General features: G+C 29.6%; 17 protein-coding genes. 9 read left to right on the forward strand and 8 right to left on the reverse strand.

Features of this window, described 5'->3' with window-relative positions; genetic code table 11:
• Positions 1-352: 352 nt before the first annotated feature.
• Together BMY82_RS07825 and BMY82_RS07830 are read right to left on the reverse strand one after the other, a co-directional pair.
• On the reverse strand, positions 353-1,045 hold the full coding sequence (locus tag BMY82_RS07825; RefSeq protein ID WP_091975999.1) for an LrgB family protein: 693 nt from the start codon (positions 1,043-1,045) through the stop codon (positions 353-355).
• A gap of 36 nt (positions 1,046-1,081) precedes the next feature.
• A complete protein-coding gene (locus BMY82_RS07830; protein WP_091976000.1) occupies positions 1,082-1,429 on the reverse strand; it encodes a CidA/LrgA family protein in 348 nt (115 codons plus the stop codon).
• A 634-nt stretch (positions 1,430-2,063) separates the two neighbouring features.
• On the opposite strand from BMY82_RS07830, the gene BMY82_RS07835 reads away from it, so the two are divergent.
• The 5 genes from BMY82_RS07835 (at position 2,064) to BMY82_RS07855 (ending at position 8,487) form a co-directional block, all read left to right on the forward strand.
• Positions 2,064-3,923, forward strand: a complete 1,860-nt coding sequence (locus BMY82_RS07835) for a glycerophosphodiester phosphodiesterase family protein (protein ID WP_091976001.1) — start codon at positions 2,064-2,066, stop codon at positions 3,921-3,923.
• Between the two features lie 259 nt (positions 3,924-4,182).
• Positions 4,183-5,094, forward strand: coding sequence for a uroporphyrinogen decarboxylase family protein (locus BMY82_RS07840; protein ID WP_091976002.1), 912 nt, complete (start codon positions 4,183-4,185; stop codon positions 5,092-5,094).
• 6 nt (positions 5,095-5,100) lie between these two features.
• On the forward strand, positions 5,101-5,754 hold the full coding sequence (locus BMY82_RS07845; RefSeq protein ID WP_091976003.1) for a corrinoid protein: 654 nt from the start codon (positions 5,101-5,103) through the stop codon (positions 5,752-5,754).
• Positions 5,755-5,762: 8 nt separating this feature from the next.
• On the forward strand, positions 5,763-7,367 hold the full coding sequence (locus tag BMY82_RS07850; protein WP_091976004.1) for an ASKHA domain-containing protein: 1,605 nt from the start codon (positions 5,763-5,765) through the stop codon (positions 7,365-7,367).
• A 43-nt stretch (positions 7,368-7,410) separates the two neighbouring features.
• Complete coding sequence (locus BMY82_RS07855) at positions 7,411-8,487, forward strand: uroporphyrinogen decarboxylase family protein (RefSeq protein ID WP_242938944.1); 1,077 nt, start codon at positions 7,411-7,413, stop codon at positions 8,485-8,487.
• Between the two features lie 99 nt (positions 8,488-8,586).
• Here the strand turns inward: BMY82_RS07855 and BMY82_RS07860 are convergent, their stop codons facing one another.
• The 3 genes from BMY82_RS07860 to BMY82_RS07870 all read right to left on the reverse strand — a co-directional run bounded on the left by BMY82_RS07860 (position 8,587) and on the right by BMY82_RS07870 (position 11,623).
• The gene (locus BMY82_RS07860; RefSeq protein ID WP_091976005.1) at positions 8,587-9,423 is read right to left on the reverse strand and encodes a carbohydrate ABC transporter permease; all 837 of its coding nucleotides are present in this window, start codon (positions 9,421-9,423) and stop codon (positions 8,587-8,589) included.
• 4 nt (positions 9,424-9,427) lie between these two features.
• Positions 9,428-10,309 carry a carbohydrate ABC transporter permease gene (locus tag BMY82_RS07865; RefSeq protein ID WP_091976006.1) on the reverse strand — a complete coding sequence of 294 codons (882 nt, stop codon included), beginning with the start codon at positions 10,307-10,309 and terminating at the stop codon, positions 9,428-9,430.
• 84 nt (positions 10,310-10,393) lie between these two features.
• Positions 10,394-11,623: a sugar ABC transporter substrate-binding protein gene (locus BMY82_RS07870; RefSeq protein WP_242938945.1), complete on the reverse strand. Its 1,230-nt coding sequence runs from the start codon at positions 11,621-11,623 to the stop codon at positions 10,394-10,396.
• Between the two features lie 326 nt (positions 11,624-11,949).
• Between BMY82_RS07870 and BMY82_RS07875 the strand changes: the two genes are divergently transcribed.
• The 4 genes from BMY82_RS07875 (at position 11,950) to BMY82_RS07890 (ending at position 14,777) form a co-directional block, all read left to right on the forward strand.
• Positions 11,950-12,495, forward strand: coding sequence for an LOG family protein (locus tag BMY82_RS07875; protein WP_091976007.1), 546 nt, complete (start codon positions 11,950-11,952; stop codon positions 12,493-12,495).
• Positions 12,496-12,641: 146 nt separating this feature from the next.
• Positions 12,642-13,262, forward strand: coding sequence for a uridine kinase (gene udk, locus BMY82_RS07880; protein ID WP_091976008.1), 621 nt, complete (start codon positions 12,642-12,644; stop codon positions 13,260-13,262).
• A 298-nt stretch (positions 13,263-13,560) separates the two neighbouring features.
• Positions 13,561-13,800, forward strand: a complete 240-nt coding sequence (locus tag BMY82_RS07885) for a PF20097 family protein (RefSeq protein ID WP_091976009.1) — start codon at positions 13,561-13,563, stop codon at positions 13,798-13,800.
• A gap of 143 nt (positions 13,801-13,943) precedes the next feature.
• A complete protein-coding gene (locus BMY82_RS07890) occupies positions 13,944-14,777 on the forward strand; it encodes a hypothetical protein (protein WP_091976010.1) in 834 nt (277 codons plus the stop codon).
• Between the two features lie 77 nt (positions 14,778-14,854).
• Here the strand turns inward: BMY82_RS07890 and BMY82_RS07895 are convergent, their stop codons facing one another.
• The 3 genes from BMY82_RS07895 to BMY82_RS07905 form a co-directional block, all read right to left on the reverse strand.
• A complete protein-coding gene (locus BMY82_RS07895) occupies positions 14,855-15,523 on the reverse strand; it encodes a YoaK family protein (protein WP_091976011.1) in 669 nt (222 codons plus the stop codon).
• A 159-nt stretch (positions 15,524-15,682) separates the two neighbouring features.
• Positions 15,683-16,351: a YoaK family protein gene (locus BMY82_RS07900; RefSeq protein ID WP_091976012.1), complete on the reverse strand. Its 669-nt coding sequence runs from the start codon at positions 16,349-16,351 to the stop codon at positions 15,683-15,685.
• Positions 16,352-16,971: 620 nt separating this feature from the next.
• On the reverse strand, positions 16,972-18,327 hold the full coding sequence (locus tag BMY82_RS07905) for an MATE family efflux transporter (protein WP_242938946.1): 1,356 nt from the start codon (positions 18,325-18,327) through the stop codon (positions 16,972-16,974).
• Positions 18,328-18,442 lie beyond the last annotated feature (115 nt).

Below are 18,442 nucleotides of genomic sequence, written 5' to 3' on the forward strand. Positions count from 1 at the left end.
TCTGTACTAGAATTACAAGCATAAAGAAATAGTGAAGAAAAGAACACTATAGATGCAATAATTATATTTTTTATTTTCATATTATCTCCTTAATAAGCTGATTTTTATTTTTGTATTTTAACTATATGTTGATTTTATATTATAATATAACAAAGGTAAAGTTAATTTTGATAAGTGGTTTAAAAATTTGATAAAAGGAGATTTTATAAGGTTATAATATTATAAATAAAAAACAACGCATCTAATTAAAATAACTGATGCGCTGTTTAAAATAAGAAATGTTAAATATATTTATGTTAATAAAATAAATAGAGCTGTAAATAGCAGTTATGCTAAATATCTAAATTTTATTTTATAAAAAATTAGCAAATACAGATGCTACTCCAACTGTTAAAACACCTGTTACAGCAAGTGATAAACTGCTGATTGCACCTTCTAATTCACCTATTTCCATTGCCTTTGCAGTTCCAAGAGCATGAGAAGATGAACCATAGGCTACACCCTTTGCTATTGGGTGTTTTATATTAAATTTATCTAAGATAAACTCACCTACAACATTACCCAATATACCTGTAATAATTATAACTGCAATTGTAATGGATACAATTCCTTGTAATTCTTGGGAAACGCCCATTCCAATGGCAACTGTAATTGATTTAGGAAGAAGGGTAACATAATCTTGGTGATTAAGTTTAAATGCAATTGAAAGTACAAGTATCGTTACTGCGCTGGATAGCATACCTGAAATTATACCTGCCATAATCGCAAGCCAGTTGTCCTTCAAATGTTGTAATTCTTCATATAGAGGAATTGCAAGGCAAACTGTTGCTGGAGTAAGGAAAAAGCTAATGTATTTTGCTCCATTGTTGTATGAATTAAAATCGATTTTAAATATGACCAAAATAGCTATGATTGCGACTATTGAAATTAATAATGGATTTACAAGCGGATGCTTGTACTTCTTTTTTAAAAGTTCTCCGATATAAAAAGTTACCATAGTAATGGCAGCTCCAAAGAAAACGGAGTTGACTAACTGTTCCTTCATTTCTTGAAAAAAACCTCCTAGTTATAAAAAAATAAATTATCTATCCTTGTTTATAATGGTTTCTGTAAACTTACCTGAAACGATCATTACAATGATTGTAGATATAAATGTAATTACCACGACTGGTAATATAATTGGGCTTAGTTTGTCCCATGCAGTTATAAGCCCAACACCTGCAGGAATAAACATAATAGGCATTGTCTGAATCAACATTTTTCCAACATCTTTTACCTTATCGAGAGGCAAGAGCTTTGTTGATAGGGCAATTAGCATTATAATTAGTCCATAAATACTTGCTGGAATAGGTAGTGGAATAATCTGATTCAAAGCTTCACCCATGAAAGTTATTACAATAATTATTGCAAACTGTTTTAAATATTTCATAAAATCTCCTTGTTTTTAATATATTCATAAAAATAATAAATTAATTTTAAAAACCAAATTCCTAACATTCTTTGCTAGAAACATCTTTATTATAGCAGAAAAAAAATAATATACAAGTATTTTTGCGTACACAACTATTATAGTAAACAGTTTCCTAAAAAATAAAAAATATAAAAAGTATATTGTATACAGAATTTACTAAATGAAAATTTAAAAAAAGTTTTAATATTATATATTCTTTTTAGAAAAAACTTTAGTAAAAACGGAATAATTAAAGTAAATAAAATTAATGAGATTTTTATTTTTTTTATACAGATTAAGCGAAAGTATAAATAAAATTTATACTTTAAAAAGAAAAAAACAATATAAATTATATAAAAAATGAAAGAAAAAAATCATTTGTTTAGTATATATCTTGCAAGAATTATAATTAATATACAAAAAATAAAAAATAAAAAGAGTGTAAAAAAATATATTAATCTCTAAAAAAATAAATTTATAGAAGCTGTATATTATTCAATTTCTAAAGAATATATTAAGATTTTTGGAACAATATAGAAGATAGAAGAGTATTTATTTTAAATATGTATTTTTAGTAGTATAATACATATAAGTTTCAGAAAAGAATAAGGAGGTGGTCGCTATAATTGCTATTTTAAAAGACTATTTTGCTTTTATGAAGCAGTTTTCAAAGAATATAAAGATGTTTATGAAGTATCAGATTATAACAAAGGGTATTCTTTCACTTATTATAATACCAGGTTATGGTTTTTTAAGTGGCTATCTTGTAAAACGTGACGGTGGAACGATGTTTACTAATGGTGATATTTTAAAATTTATGATGACTCCAGCGGGTGCGGCATTTATGCTGTTTTTGTTTGTTGTAATAGTTTTGGAGATGGTAATGGAAATAGGTGGATATATTACTATTAGTTGTAAAATAGAAGGTGGATACGGAGAATCTAGCTATTGGGAAATATTAAAATACAATATTAATCTTTTGCCAAGAATGGCATCAGTAGGTGGAATAATTATTTTATTATATATAGGTTTTATGGCACCTATGACAGGTATTGGATTTCAACTTAGTTTTTTAAAGGGTTTTTCCACACCTAATTTTATAAAAAGTGTAATAGATCAGAATCTTATATATAGCGTAATATATACAGTGGGAATTGTAGCCCTTATTTATGTAAGTATTAAGTTTATCTTTACATTTAATTATATGATAATATACAAGATGAAACCATATGAGTCAATAAAGGCAAGTTGTGCTCTTTTTAAGAAAAATAAAAAAAGGCTTATGAAAGAACTTGCAGCAGTTCTTATTATTACTATAGTACTTGCTTCTATTGCAGTATTTTTATGGATGACATTGATAGTTAAATTATCTGAAAATCTTAATTTAAACGAGTATATTGAAAGGGTAGCTATGCTTAGTTTACTTCAAGTTCAAGGTCTTGCTTTAATAGTAGTATCTATGCTTGTAGCACCATTTGAATGTTATTATGTAACTAGATTATTTTATAAAATAATAGATGAAGATAAGAAAAAATATCCTCTTATAGCAGAAAAAAAGAAACAGTCTATATTAGATATCGTACTGAGAAAAAAGAAAGTTCTAGTTTTTATAGCGGTAATTTCTATAGTTCTCTATTCTATTACTCTTGGAATGTTTACAACTGAAATTTTAGGATACAATAATAAGATCGATGTTTATGGACATAGGGGTTATGGTGTAGGAACTCCAGAAAACAGCCTTAGTGCAATTAAAAAATCAATTGATGATAAAGTTGACTATGTAGAACTAGATGTTCAAAGAACTAAGGATAGAAAGTATGTATTAAATCATGATAAAACATTTGAGAGAGTTTCATATAATCACCCACCATTTATAAAAAAGAGAGTAGATCAGTTGACTCTGTCTCAGATAGAGACTCTTGATATTGGAAGCAAGGTATCTCCTAAATATGCTGGAGAAAAAGTTCCGACCTTGGAAGAAGTTTTGGATTTGTGTAAAAATAAAATAAAAATAAATCTTGAACTTAAAGAAAATGTCGATAAGAAAATGATTGATGATGTTATGAATATGATAGAAAAAAAGGGAATGAAAAATCAAGTATATCTTACATCATTAAATGCCAACAATATAGAGTATATAGAGAAAAAAGATCCAACATTTAAAACAGGTATAATATATTTTATAAAGTTGGGAGATTATCAGAAATTTAATTCTGATTATATGATAATGGAAGAAAGAGAAGCAACAGAAAAGGCTATTAAGAAGCTTCATAAAAATGGTAAAAAAGTAATTGTCTGGACAATAAATACACCAGAGTCTATAGAAAAATTTTCTAAAATGGATGTAGATGGTATAATTACAGATTATCCTGAAGAAGTTAAAAAGATAGTAAATGAAAATTCGAAGTTAAGTATGAATGACTTGATTCTATCTTCTTTTCTTAGGGAGTTAGACCAAGCATTACCGAGATAAGGTATAGATTAAAAACTTTATTAAATAAATGTATATTTGATAAAAAATATAAAAATAATTGATTTAATATAGATTATATTTTTAATAGAGTTGAATCTAATAATTATAGGATATATAAAAAAAAGAAAAAACATAAAAACACCCGCTATTTAAAAAAACAATAAGTAGAGGGTGTTTTATTTATATAATCTATTTTGTCTTTAACTTCTTTTTTGTTAGAATGAATTAAGCAGTTAGTTTTTTACAGGAGGTTAAGTGTATGAATTCTAAAAAGATAAGAGATTATAAGTGTTTTGTTAATAATGATGAAATTAGTCTAGGTGAAGTAATTTCAAGTAATAAAAAAAGATATACAGACGCTTATATTAAGTCTGAACCGATGTCAAGACTATCTGAGGATTATAAAAATATAAAATCAAATATATATTGTATACTTCCTTTTAGTAATACTATAGAGGCAGAAGCTATAGGAGCAGATATAAAATATGGTATAGAAGATATATTTGGCCCAAGAGCTAGAAAAAACATATGTGATACTATGGACAGTATACTTCAATTAGAAGATATAAATTTTCAAGAAGGAACGGCAAAGGAAGTTCTTTCTGCAATAAAGATTCTAAAATCAAAGGGAGAGAAAGTAATTCTTGAAATATCAGGTCCTTTTATAATTATGGATTTTCTAATAGATTCAAAAAAAGTTTATAAATCTTTAAGAAAAAAAGATGATATAGGATTTAAAGTATTTGATAAATTTAAGAGAAATATATTGAATTATGCAAAAGAAGCAATAAAGGCAGGAGTTGATGTAATTAGTTATGCTGATTCATCAGCAGGAGTAACTATATTAGGTCCTAGACTTGTTGAAAATTCTTATAATATGTTTACAAGGGATTTTCTTATAGAGCTTGAGAAGTTGGCAAAAAAAGAAAAAGTATTAATTCATCTATGTCCCAAAATAGCTCAAATAATAATAGCTATGGAAAATAAGGATTTTAAGGAAGTTGATTTAAATTCAGAAAAGCCACTGTCATATGAAGAGGCTATTTTTCAGATTGAAAATAGAATAAAATATGAAGAAATGTCAGTATTTATGGGGCAGATGTGCATAAATATGAGAAAAACAAAAATGTATTCTGGAAAGATAAAGATGATAGAACTATTGGAGGAATAGATTAAAATGGAAGAAAAGAAAAAAGAGTTGCTTGAAAAATTAAGCGAATGCGTAGTTGAAATGGAAGATGAAGAGATTGTAGAGCTTGCAAAAGAGTATATAGAACATGGTTATTCTGCAAATGATGGAATAATGGAAGGTTTGGTAGATGGAATGAATAAAGCAGGACAGTTATATGAAGAAGAGGAATACTATATAGCCGAACTTCTTTTATGTTCAGATGCAATGTATGCAGGAATAAATGTATTAAAAGATTATTTAGATGATGAAGACAATAATAGTATAAAAAATAAAATAGTAATTGGTGTAATAGAAGGAGATACTCACGATATAGGTAAAAATCTTGTTAAGATAATGCTTGAAACGGCGGGATTTGAAATTATAGATCTAGGAAGAGACGTTCAAGTAGGTAAATTTGTAGATGTAGCAAGAGAAGAAGATGCAGATATAATATGTCTTTCTTCTTTAATGACAAGTACAATGGGTAAAATGGAAGATGTAATAGAAATTTTGAAAAAAGAAGGTCTAAGAGATAAAGTAAAGGTAATGATAGGAGGAGGGCCTATTACAGAAGATTTTGCAGAAAAAATTGGGGCTGATGCCTATTCTAAAACTGCAGTTGAGGCTGTTAAAGTAGCTAAAGATCTATTGAATATGTAGGTGATAAGATGAAATTAAAAGTTGGAAATAAGCAATATAGCTTTGAAAAGGGTGAAAACCTTTTAGAAATTATGTTAAGAAATAAAATAGATATAGAAAATAACTGTAATGGAAAGGGAAGTTGTGGAAAATGTAGGGTGAGAATACTCTCTGATTATAAAGGAGAAGCAACTAAACTAGAAAAGGAAATCTTAACAGCTGAAGAAATCGATTCTGGAGTAAGATTAGCTTGTAAGACAAAAGTAGAGGAAAATATAGAAATAGGGGGCATAAAAAAATCATTTCTAGATAGAAATATACTTACATCGGGATTTATTCCGGATTTCAAAAAGGATAATAGCTATAAAGCTTATGGACTAGCAATAGATATAGGTACTACCACAATGGCTCTATCTTTATTGAATATGGAAAATCATGAGGAAATATCTCAAGCATCATCTATCAACCCTCAAAAAAAATACGGTATGGATGTTCTCACAAGAATAACATATGCTGTGGAAAATAAAGATGGTGTAAAAGAGCTTCAGAGAATACTTGTAAAAGGAATTAATGGTATGATAGAAGAAGCCTGTTCTAAAGCTGAAAAAAATAGTTCTTTAGAAAGGGATTTTATTAAAAATAAGATAAGAGAAATTGTTGTTTCTGCAAATTGTACAATGACACATACTCTTTTGGGAGAAGATATTAGACCACTGGGGAAATATCCATATAAGCCAGTATTCAAAGAGAGAAAAGTTCTAAAGGCTAAAGAAATAGGTATAGATGTATTGGAAGAATGTAGCCTGTATACTTTTCCACAAATATCTGCATTTATAGGTGGGGATATAGTTGCAGGCGCCTATGTATGTGAACTTGATAAGGTAGAAAAAAATACTCTATTTATAGATATAGGAACAAATGGTGAACTAATACTTGCCGATACCGAAAGTTTGATGTCGTGTTCTTGTGCTGCTGGACCAGCTCTTGAAGGTATGAATATAAAGTACGGAATGAGGGCTCAAGAGGGGGCAATAGAAGATATTATAATAGAAAAGGATGCTAGCTTGAAATTAAAAGTAATAGGAGACAAAGAAGCAGAGGGGCTTTGTGGAAGTGGCATACTTGCAGCCATAAGAGAACTTTTGAAAAATAAGCTTATAAAGTCAAGGGGAGCACTTTTAAAACTAGATGAAATAGATGATTCTAATAAACTTAAAAAACTTATTAGGCAGGTAGATGGCAAAAGAGAGTTTTTAATATCTGAAAATCTTCAGGTTACCCAATCTGATGTAAGACAAGTTCAATTGGCAAAAGGCGCAATACTCTCTGGAATTATGGCACTTCTAGAAAATGCAAATTTAAAAGTAGAAGATATAGAAGAAGTAATTATAGCGGGCCAATTTGGAAAGCATATTTCAGAAGAATCTCTAATAGTTACTGGAATACTGCCTAAGCAAGTAAGAGGTAAGATTAAATATATGGGCAACACCTCAAAGACGGGAGCTTATATGTTTTTAACTTCATATGAAGCAAGAAAAAATATTGAAAATTTAGCAAAAAAAATAGAGTATTATGAACTATCGACTATGAAGGACTATGAGAAAATATTTACAAAAAGTCTAATGTTTAAATAAGTATAGATAAACTTATTAATTTTGGAATAAAGAGGTGGTAATATTGAAATTAAAGTTAGAACTAAATCCGAAAGATAAGATGACACCTATAGAAAGAGCAAAGGCAATTTCAAATGGAGATGACTATGATAGAATAGCAATTGATCCCTTTCTAGGGGAAATAAAAGCTAGATATATAGGAAAAAATACAAGAGAGTATTGGTTAAGCGAAGATAATTTAGTTGAGGCAGAGGTAAAAGCCTTTAATAGATTTTCTGCTGATGGAATGGGAGTAGGTCCAAATGCCTATGGAATAGCGGAAGCAATAGGTATCATTCCATATTATCCAGAACAAGGTTTAATATATGTGGAAAAACACAAAATAGATGCCATAGAAGAAGTAGATAATTTAGATATAATAAACTTGGATTCTGGAAATCTTAGAATGTACTATAACGCAACTGCTAGACTTAGAGAACTAGGGGATGGAATATGCCCTGTAGGTGCATCTCTTTCAGGACCACTTACATTAGCAGCTTTTGTTTTAGGTACAGAAAAATTGCTAAAGGCTATGATAAGAAAGCCAGATCAGGTTCATAAGTTTTTAAAATATATAGAAGAATGTCTGAAGTTAGTAGTAGACGAGTTTTCAAAGTTGGATATATCATTTTCAATGGCAGATCCAATAGCTTCTAATACGATGATAAGTCCTAGAATGTATAAAAAATATGCATTTCCATATTCCAAAAATATATGTGATTATGTAATTGAAAAGACAGGAAAGGCTCCATCATATCATGTTTGTGGAAATACAGAGAAATCATGGGAAGATATAAAAAAGATTGATTTTGGATTATTTAGTATAGATAATGAAATGGATATAGAAAAAACGTGTGAATTTTTTAAGACAACACATGCTATAGCAGGAAATGTTGATCCAGTAGCTATAATATGTAACGGTACAAAAGATATGATAGAGCAGGAAGTAATAAGATGTATAAAGGCAGGTAAAAAATGCGAAAAAGGCTATGTACTTACACCAGGTTGCAATCTACCTCTTAGTACATCAGATGAAAATATTGATGCATTTATGGATGCAGGAAGAAAATATAGTAAAAAAATAATGGATGGTAAAATTTAAGAAATTATAAGAGCAAGAGTATAAAAATAGCTATTAAAAAACAATAAATGAAAATATAGAGAGGCTGTAAAGATTTTAAACAATCTTTACAGCCTTTTTTTATCCTTTAATTCCAGAGCTAGTAAGACCTTCTACAAGATGTTTCTGTATAAATACAAAAATTATAAAGATTGGTATTACAGAAATTACACCTGCAGCCATTTGAGTTTCCCATGTAGTCTTGTAAAGTGACTGGAAATCTGTAAGAGCCATAGATATAGTTTTCATTTCTGGAGAAACTATAAAGGATCTAGCGAATATAAGGTCTCCCCAAGACATAATAAATGAAAATAAGCCGGCGGTAATAACACCTGGAGCTAAAATCGGAACAAGAATATATCTAATTCCTTGAAGTCTTGAAAAACCGTCCATCCAAGCAGCTTCCTCTAAAGTTTTTGGTATATTTGATATATAAGAATACAAAAGCCAAACTGTCATTGGCAGAGAAGTAGCGGCATTTGCAATAATAAGTGAAATTCTTGTGTCTAAAAGATTTAGATTTCTAAACATAATATACATAGGATTTACAAGTATTACAGATGCAAACATTTGAGTAATTATTATAATAATTAAAAATGTATTTCTACCCTTAAATTCATACCTACTAATGGCATATGCTGCCAATATACCTAATACAAGACATATTATAGATGAGGCACTTGAAACTATAAAGCTGTTTATAAGAGGAGTAACAATACTTTTATCTCCAGTTAGAACATTTTTATAGTTTATCCACTGAAGGTTTTTACCAAACCAAGTTGGTGGCCAGACCGTAATATCGGAATAAGTCTTTAAAGATGTATTAATCATTATAAGAACAGGCATAAGTAAAACTATAATAAAAAGTATATAAATTGCAGTTCTTAGTATTTTATAAAATTTCTTTTTCTTATTCATAGTATCACTCCTTATTTGCATTTGAAATCAGTTTAAAATATATAGCTGAAAAGCTGATAAGAATTAGGAATACTATTACCGAAAGTGCAGAACTAGTACCTAAATCAAACTTGCTAAATGCCTCTTGATATATTCTTATTATTAGTGTTTCCGTAGATCTCATAGGACCACCTTGTGTAAGTACAAAAATTACATTAAATGAGTTAAAAGTCCAAATCGTTACCAAAGTAAGAGTAATAAAGAAAACAGTCTTTATTCCAGGTATAGTAACATTTGTGAATCTTCTTATTAAATTTGCTCCGTCCATCATAGCACTTTCATATAGGGATCTATCTATTGAGTTTAGTGCAGCTAGGAATATCATTGAAACAAGAGATATACCAAGCCATGTGTCCACAAAGGCTGCACAGAAAAAGGCGAGTTTTTGACTAGATAGCCAGGCTATGTTTTTTTCTATAATTCCAAATTTTATCAAGTAATAATTCAAGTAGCCATAGTTTCCATCTAATATCCATTTCCAAACTATGGAAACGGCAACCTGAGGAATTGCCCATGGAATAAGCGAAAGGAATCTTAAAGTCTTTTTGAAATAAATATCGCTGTATAAAAATAATGCCATTACAAATCCTAAAAACATTTTTAAAAAAACAGTAAGGGCAGTATATTTAAAAGTTAAGCCTAGTGTTGTAGAAAATGATCCATCAGAAATGATTTTTCTGAAATTATCAAGACCGACAAACTCTGAGCTACCAGCTATTATAGATGTTTTGTTAAAAGATTCTACAAAAACAAGAAAAATAGGGTAGGCATAGAGAGCCAACATAAAAACTACTACTGGAAGTATAAGAAAGTAGGGAGTATAATTTTTTAGTTTGATTTTTGTCATAAAAAACCTCCTTTTAAAGTATCTTATAAAGCTAAAATAAATAAAATAGCCTGATGCAGCAAAGCCGCAATCAGGCATAATATTTTATTGTTTTTCTAATTCACTTTGTGCTTGATCTAAAGCTTCTTGTGGAGTTGCCTTTCCAGTAAGAACCTTCTGAACTGCAGTTACAAAAGTCTTATTAAATGTATCCCAATTAGAAACCTGTGGTTCAGGAACGCCGTCTTTAATCTTAGCTGCAAATGGCTTCATAAATTCATCATTGAAACGTTTATCCTTTTCTTCATCCTTTAGTACAGGGAACCATCCGAAAGCTTCAGATACAGGTCTCTGATATTCAGGCTGACCCATAAATTCTATAAACTTCCAAGCAGCTTCCTTGTGCTTACTTTGAGAAGACATTACATATGAATCTGTAACTAATGTTTCAGCAGAGAACTTACCTACAGGTAATTCTGCAACACCGTATTTATATTCGCTCTTATCCATTTCTTCCTTTTCCCATGGTCCAGAAACAAACATTGCAAGATTTCCGTTTTTGAATAAAGTAGCTTGATCATTTCTCTTCATAGATACTGGATCAGGTATTAGTCCTTCATCACTAAACTTCTTTAAGTAAGTAAGAGCTTCAACATTTTCCTTTGAGTTAAGAGTGTACTTTCCATCTTTGTCTACTATTCTTCCACCATTCTGGTATATGAAGTTAAGTATTTCGTCTGTACCACTTTCAAGGTCAGTTGGAATTGCAAATCCATAAACCTTAGGATCCTTTGCATGTACTTCCCTTGCTGTTTGAAGTAATTCATCCCAGTTCTTTGGTGGGTTCTGAATTAAATCTGTTCTATAGTATAGAGCTCTAGATGAAAACGCCATTGGAATACCATATTGCTTTCCATCTATTTGAGCTGTCTTTAACACATTTTCTACTCTCTTTGACTTGAAGTCATCTTTCATAAATGGAGAAAGGTTCTCTGCTGCTCCCATATCTACAAGCTGTTTTAATGTTCTAGAACCTGTAAGCATAATATCTGGAGATTCTTTGGCTTGGAAAAGCTGTATAATCTTTGAGTTTAAATCTTCCCAGCCAACAGATATAATCTGAACTTTGATGTTTGGATTTTTCTCTTCAAAAGCCTTGATACCGTTATCAAGTTCTTTTTTAAGATATCCACCATCATATCCCGGAACTAACATTTTTAACGTAACATTATTGGCAGTTGCCGCTTTTTCATTTTTGTCAGTACAGCCAGTTAGAGCAAAAGATGCTGCTAATATACCTGCAAGACAAACAGATAATAACTTTTTAATTTTCATATAATACCTCCCTTAAAGTACTTATCATTAAATTAGATTATATCATTAAACTTGAGTATATTTGCTTTATTTAAGAAAAACGATATTGTTTTTATCAATTTAAAAGATATATAAGATAGAAAAAAACTATAAATATTATTAATTAATTTAAGAGAAAATAAAAAATAAAGATAATTAAAATGTTTTAAAATTAATTTTAGTCTATAAATCATTAATTTTTAAACAAGTCTTTAAAAACTATTAAAAGTTTGGCAAATATAGTAGTATATAAGTATATATAAAATTAAGATATAAGTAAAGAAACTGCTGTAAAATGGAGGTTTAGTATGAATATAACAGTATATTGTGGTGCAAGTATTGGAAATGATGAAAAGTATAAGAAGACTGCTCAGAGTCTTGGAAAATGGATTGCTGAAAAAGGATATAGCTTAGTATACGGAGGTGGCTCTACTGGTCTTATGGGAGTAATTGCAGATACTGTTCTTGATAACTCTGGAAGGGTAATAGGAGTAAGACCAGATTTTTTATCTAATTTAGAGCCTACTCACGAAGGATTGACGGAATTTATAAGAGTTGAAACAATGACTGAAAGAAAAAAGATAATGATAGAAAATGGAGATGTATATATTGCACTTCCGGGAGGGCTGGGAACTTTAGAAGAAATTTCAGAAGTTGTTTCTTGGTCTATGATAGGAAAAAATGATAATCCATGTATATTTTTCAACGTAGATGGATTTTATGATGATTTAAGGGAACAGTATGAAACAATGGTAAGTTCAGGCTTTTTATCTGATAAGTATCAAGGCAAGCTTTTATTCTCAGAGTCTCTAGATGAAATAGAAAATTTTATAAATTTGTATAAAAATATTTAGCAATATAAAAATATATTTTTCTTCACAGGTACTAGAAATTTTATTTTGTTTTTGTTAATATAAAAAGGATAGAAAATTTTAGGAAAAGATAAAGATAAATTGTAATATTTTGTTTTATTTAGTTGACGAAAGAAGAGGTATATACAATGGGAAAAGTAATGATAGTAGGAGTTGCAGGAGGCTCTGCTTCAGGAAAAACAACTATTATTGAAAAGTTAAAAGATCATTTTAAAGAAGATATAAAAGTTCTTTGCCATGATTATTATTACAGAGCAAATGACGATTTGACAATGGAAGAAAGAAATAATCTTAACTATGATCATCCAAACGCATTTGAGACAGAAAGAATGATAAATGATATCAAAAAGTTAAAGAATGGCGAATCAATATATAGACCGGAATATGATTATACAATTCATACAAGATCAAAGAATACTTATTTGGTGGAAGCAAAGGCAGTAATAATAGTAGATGGTTTTCTTATACTGGAAAATAAGGAATTGAGAGACCTTATGGATGTTAAGATATTTGTAGATACAGATGCAGATGAAAGATTAATGAGAAGAATTTTAAGAGATGTTGCAGAAAGAGGAAGAACTGTTGATTCAATACTTACTCAGTATAGAAACACAGTAAAGCCTATGCATGAAGAATTTGTTGAGCCATCTAAGAAGTATGCAGATATAATTATACCAAGAGGTGGAGAAAATAAGATAGCTATAGATATGATGATCAAGCATATTACATCTATGTTTGAAGATATGTAAGAAAATATTTAGAATATATAAAAAAATTTATATAAAATAAAGGGAGAAGGGGCTACTCTTCTTTTTTTATTTCAGATAAAAAAAGAACTTTATAAGAAGAAAAAAATACAAGGATATATTAACAAAATCAAGAAAAAAATCAAAGTATATAATAAAAATAAAATAGTAAAAGTTTAAGTATTACTAAATGACTTGTAAAAAAACTAAAAAGATGATAATTTTAAGATAGTAGCAATATTATTAATATGGCTTAAAATTAAAATTTTAATATTAAGCGATGAAAGTTGAGGTGATAGTTGTGAATTGTCCAATATGTGGAAAAGAAATGAAATTAGGAAATGTAGAGAGAAAAGGAACAGGTGGATATGATAATAAATATATATTCATGCCAGAAGATTATAAAAAAAAATCACATAAGTTTAAAAAAATACTAAATAAAGATGATAATAGAGTAAGAGTAAATATATTAAATGAATCAACAGCATGGCATTGCGGAGAATGTAGAAAAATTGTAATGATGGCAGATAGCGATGGTTAAAAAATAGAATTTAAATTTAAGAAAATTATAGAAAAAACAAATAATATTAGTTATAATCGACATATATACATTAGTTAATTGTATAAAAAAATCTTTTGTTTTATATAGAAAAGTGTGTAATTTTGTGTGAAGGGGAGAAAGCTATGTTGACAGGGATATCTATTAAAAGTTTAATTCAAATTGTAATGGGAATTGCATTTTTGATTGTAGGGATTAAAGGAATTGTACAGAATAAGCGTTTTGAAAAGCCCAAAACTGTTATAGATGGAAAGGTACTCTATTCAAAACATTTTGAGAAGAAGGACAAGCAGGGATTTTATAGACAGTTTTATTATGAAATAACCGTTGAAGTAGATGAAGCTGGAAGAAAAAAGAAGTATGCTATGAATAGTATGGATCAATATAAGGCTGGAGATATAGTAAAATTGGTGAAGAATCCTAATGGAAGTGGTAACTATAAGATATTTACACCTATTAATACACCGGTATTTGGTCAGTGGGTAATAGCTGTAATAGGAGTCTTTTTATTATTTACACCAGCTGCAAAGGCTAAGTTTGGAGCCGCATATTTAACTGTATTGCTTTCTCCAATATGTATTTTCGTAGGTCTAGCATTTGTGTTCATATATTTTAGAGAAAATAGAAAGAAGCTAGAAGAGATTAACTCTGAAATAGTGGGAGTTTTGAAGTGGCAAAAAACAAATCTAGGTAATGATGGCAAATATCATAAGTCAGGAACTGCTCTTTACTGTCCACTTTTAAAATACGAGGACAATGGTGTGGAAAAAATAAGAAGAAGCAGAGGAAACTCCAATGTTTCGGAAGTCTATCCAATAGGTGGAAGTATAGTTTTTTATAAAGATATAGAAACAGGATATTTTTTAGAAGCTAAGCCAAAGAGTGCCATGTTGATTATGGGGGGAGTACTTTTAATAGTGGGTCTTTTAGGAATGGCCAGTATTTTTGTAAAATTTTAAAGCTATAAAATAATTTAAGGACAGACCATGTCTAGCTAGAGGCAATTAGTCTGTCCTTTTTTATATATAATAAATTCTTATAGAATACTTTCTTCTTTAAACATCAATACAAATCCAATAAACATAACTGCAGCATCTATCCAAATTGCCTTCATGCCAAATAAATCTGAAGTAATGGCACCTGTAGCAGCACCTATACCAAAGACCATTATCACAAAGTAATAGTACATACTTTTTCTTTTTTTACTGCTATCGCCTCTTAAATGATAGGCACTAAGAAGCTCTGTGGCACTTCTTAGGTTTCCAGTACACATAGTGGTAGCCATAGGTACTCCATGAAACTTTCTAAAGCTTTGAACCTGCATTGCACAGGCTAAAGAAATGGTGATATTTGCCACATGATTCATATTTGCAGGCATAAAGCCAACAGCAATAAGCATAATAACCTCTGTAATAGCAATAATCTGTCTCCAATGTATAATCTTATTTTCTTTGCAAAATTCCTTAATGATTTCTGTAATATACACACCTATAAAAAAAGCAAAAACAGGTAGAATATATTTTAAAATAAGATGAGGGTCTTTTTTTGCAACACTCTGACTTAAAAGCACAAGATTTCCTGTTTGGGCATTTGCAAAGACCTGACCTCTGCTATTGAAAGAGTAGGCATCTCTGAAACCGCCACCTAAAGCCAAAAGTATAGCAATAAGCATGGACTCTGACATCTGTTTTCTTTCTCCGAACATACAAAAAACCTCTCTAATCTAAATTATTCAATAGGTCAGCTACAGTTTTGCAGTTGATTCTATGAATTTATTATAATATTTTTCAAAATAAAAAACAACTTTTTAAGAATAAAGTATACAAAAAAGCTATCGTAATACGATAGCTTTGACATCAGTATCTTATAAAGTAGTTTCTTCTTTAAACATAAGTATAAAACCAAAGAACATTAAAGCTGCATTTACCCAGATTGCTTTCAATCCAAATAGGTCTGAAGAAATTGCTCCAATAGCAGCTCCAAGTCCAAACATGGCGACCACTCCATAATAATATAAACTTTTCTTTGCAACATTATCATCTCTTGTAAAATGATAAAGACTTAGAAGTTCTGTTGCACTTCTTAAATTTCCAGTACAAATTATTGTAGGCATTGAAACGCCGTGAAACTTTCTAAAGCTTTGAAATTGCATTGCGCAAGTCATTGACATAGTAGCATTTGCTATATAATCTAAATGAGTGGGCATAATACCAACTAATATAAGTATAAAAACTTCCATTAGGGCAACTATTTGTCTCCAGTGAAGAATTTTATACTGTTGACAATAAATCCTAATAATTTCTGTAAAATAAACTCCTATAAAAAATGCCATAACGGGTAATATATACTTGATAAGTTGATGGGGATCTTTTCTAGCTAGACTTTGGCTTAGCATTACAAGATTTCCAGTCTGAGCATTTGCAAAAACTTCCCCCCTACTATTAAATGAATAAGCGTCGATAAAACCTCCACTTAAAGCTAATAAAATGGCTATTAACATAGATTCTGACATCTGTTTTCTTTTGCCGAACATACAAAAACCCCTTAATAAAATTATTTTTTGTTCATAAAACATCCTTATTTTATCTGGCAAAAATAAAAATATAAGCATCGTAGCTTATCATAATTTTGCGCAGAATAAAATTAAAAATAAGCATTTAATAAACGAATTTGAATAAAAAATAAGTTTGATCAAATAAACGTTATCACAGAAAACGGGTGTAAAACCGACGTTTATGAAAATTTTAAACAAGTGATAATCTAATTACCACATAGTTATAAATATAAAGGCAAAGCAATAAATTCTGTATTTTCTTTGCCTAGCTAAAATACAACATATAATTAAACTTAATAGAAATACTATTTCTTAAGCAATTTATTTGCTTGAGAATAGAGAATTACATTTGCACAGGATTTTCAATTTGTCGGATAAAGAGAAAATTTTAAAAACCTGTGAATTTTCGATAAAATTTAAACGTTAAAAAATTATAAAGACTATTAGTAATAAAGTAAGTAAATATAATTGTTTTATTGTAGCGAAAAGCCATTCATATAAATATGAATGGCTTTTCTTGGATATTAAAGTCGAAAAATAGTTAAAATGTTATTAAAATATATATATTAAAAATACAAAATTGTATTTTCAATTAACTTTTACATATGATTTACCAAATTATTTGCCCATTTTTTACTTAAGGCACGTGGGAAGATTGCAAACATCTTTACAATTTCCTCCAAATAAGTAAATGCTACAAGTATCCACATTGAATATCCGTGGTATGCACCATAAAATGTTGCTGGAATAGAGAAGCACCACATTGCGATTACTTCTACTATCATAGCAAATTTTGTATCTCCACCACTTCTTAAAACGGAGATGACGATAAATGTATTTATGGACTTAAGTGCCATAAATGTTCCTATAACCTTAAATACCTTTGTCATAAGATTGATACTATCAGGTGCTATGTGGAATATATTTATTAGTCCAGGTATAGAAAGAATTAAAAATCCTCCCATTACAAGACCTGATATAAAAACTAAAATGGCAAGTTTCTTTGCATAAGTAATTGCCATATCTATTCTTCCAGAACCTAATTCTATTCCAAGCATTATTGATCCACCATTTGCTATACATATAGAAATCAATAAAAATAAATTAGAAGTAGTTCCTGCTATCTGACCAGCAGCAATAGCTTCAGTACCTGCAACAGAATACGCTACAGTGTAAGCTATTGTTCCAATTGCCCATACTACGTCATTTGTAAACATAGGTATCGATTTATCTAGGAACTGTTTTAAAAAGTCCCATGTAATGCTTCTTATATGATTTATATTAAATCTGAGCATATGATCTTTCTCTACTATAAAAATGTAACCAACTACTATTATAACTTCAACAACTCTTGCAGCACATGTCGCAATGGCGGCACCGGATACTCCTAAAGCGGGCATCCCTAGGTTACCAAGAATTAATCCGTAGTTTAATATTACGTTGACTACCAAAGCGATTGCACTTGAAACCATACCTAAATAAGGTCTTCTTATTGATCTAGAGCAAATTGTAAGTGCCATAGATATTGCAATAAGAGGGTAGGCATACGCTATTATTTCAAAATAGTCCAAGGCTGGACGAATTACTTGAGGATCTTTAGAGAAGATTCCGACAAGAAGCATAGGTCCAAACTTTGCCAAAAGGAAAAATACTATACTTGAAACAAGAGCAGCTGTCGTTGTAAACGCTGCGACTCTTTTAATATTTTCAGTATCTCTTTTTCCGAAAAACTGTGATATAAACACAGTAGCTCCACTACAAACACCGACGATGACCATTGTATACAGGAAGAAAAACTGATTCGCTATACTTACTGCGGCTATCGCTGGAGAACCAAGTGAGCTAATCATTACTGTATCTATCATATTTACAAGCGTTGAAATTAGGTTTTGAACAATTATTGGTATACATAAGAAAAATAATGATTTGTAAAATCTTTTTCTATCAAAATTCATGTTAAAACCCCTTTCAATTATTTAATTTTACTTGCATTAAAAAATCAACTTTTTCATTGTCAAGAATGGGAAAGTTGAAATCAAACCGACTCTTAAAATTTTAATGATAAAATCT

It is taken from the genome of Peptostreptococcus russellii (assembly GCF_900110295.1).
In the GTDB taxonomy this organism is placed as follows: domain Bacteria; phylum Bacillota; class Clostridia; order Peptostreptococcales; family Peptostreptococcaceae; genus Peptostreptococcus; species Peptostreptococcus russellii_A.

Coding starts and splice junctions, on each gene's coding strand:
- BMY82_RS07900 (WP_091976012.1), bottom strand. CDS start 16,351: ATGTTCGGCAAAAGAAAACAGATGTCAGAATCTATGTTAATAGCCATT.
- BMY82_RS07865 (WP_091976006.1), bottom strand. CDS start 10,309: ATGACAAAAATCAAACTAAAAAATTATACTCCCTACTTTCTTATACTT.
- BMY82_RS07825 (WP_091975999.1), bottom strand. CDS start 1,045: ATGAAGGAACAGTTAGTCAACTCCGTTTTCTTTGGAGCTGCCATTACT.
- BMY82_RS07830 (WP_091976000.1), bottom strand. CDS start 1,429: ATGAAATATTTAAAACAGTTTGCAATAATTATTGTAATAACTTTCATG.
- BMY82_RS07860 (WP_091976005.1), bottom strand. CDS start 9,423: ATGAATAAGAAAAAGAAATTTTATAAAATACTAAGAACTGCAATTTAT.
- BMY82_RS07840 (WP_091976002.1), top strand. CDS start 4,183: ATGAATTCTAAAAAGATAAGAGATTATAAGTGTTTTGTTAATAATGAT.
- BMY82_RS07890 (WP_091976010.1), top strand. CDS start 13,944: ATGTTGACAGGGATATCTATTAAAAGTTTAATTCAAATTGTAATGGGA.
- BMY82_RS07895 (WP_091976011.1), bottom strand. CDS start 15,523: ATGTTCGGAGAAAGAAAACAGATGTCAGAGTCCATGCTTATTGCTATA.
- BMY82_RS07905 (WP_242938946.1), bottom strand. CDS start 18,327: ATGAATTTTGATAGAAAAAGATTTTACAAATCATTATTTTTCTTATGT.
- BMY82_RS07875 (WP_091976007.1), top strand. CDS start 11,950: ATGAATATAACAGTATATTGTGGTGCAAGTATTGGAAATGATGAAAAG.
- udk (WP_091976008.1), top strand. CDS start 12,642: ATGGGAAAAGTAATGATAGTAGGAGTTGCAGGAGGCTCTGCTTCAGGA.
- BMY82_RS07845 (WP_091976003.1), top strand. CDS start 5,101: ATGGAAGAAAAGAAAAAAGAGTTGCTTGAAAAATTAAGCGAATGCGTA.
- BMY82_RS07870 (WP_242938945.1), bottom strand. CDS start 11,623: ATGAAAATTAAAAAGTTATTATCTGTTTGTCTTGCAGGTATATTAGCA.
- BMY82_RS07850 (WP_091976004.1), top strand. CDS start 5,763: ATGAAATTAAAAGTTGGAAATAAGCAATATAGCTTTGAAAAGGGTGAA.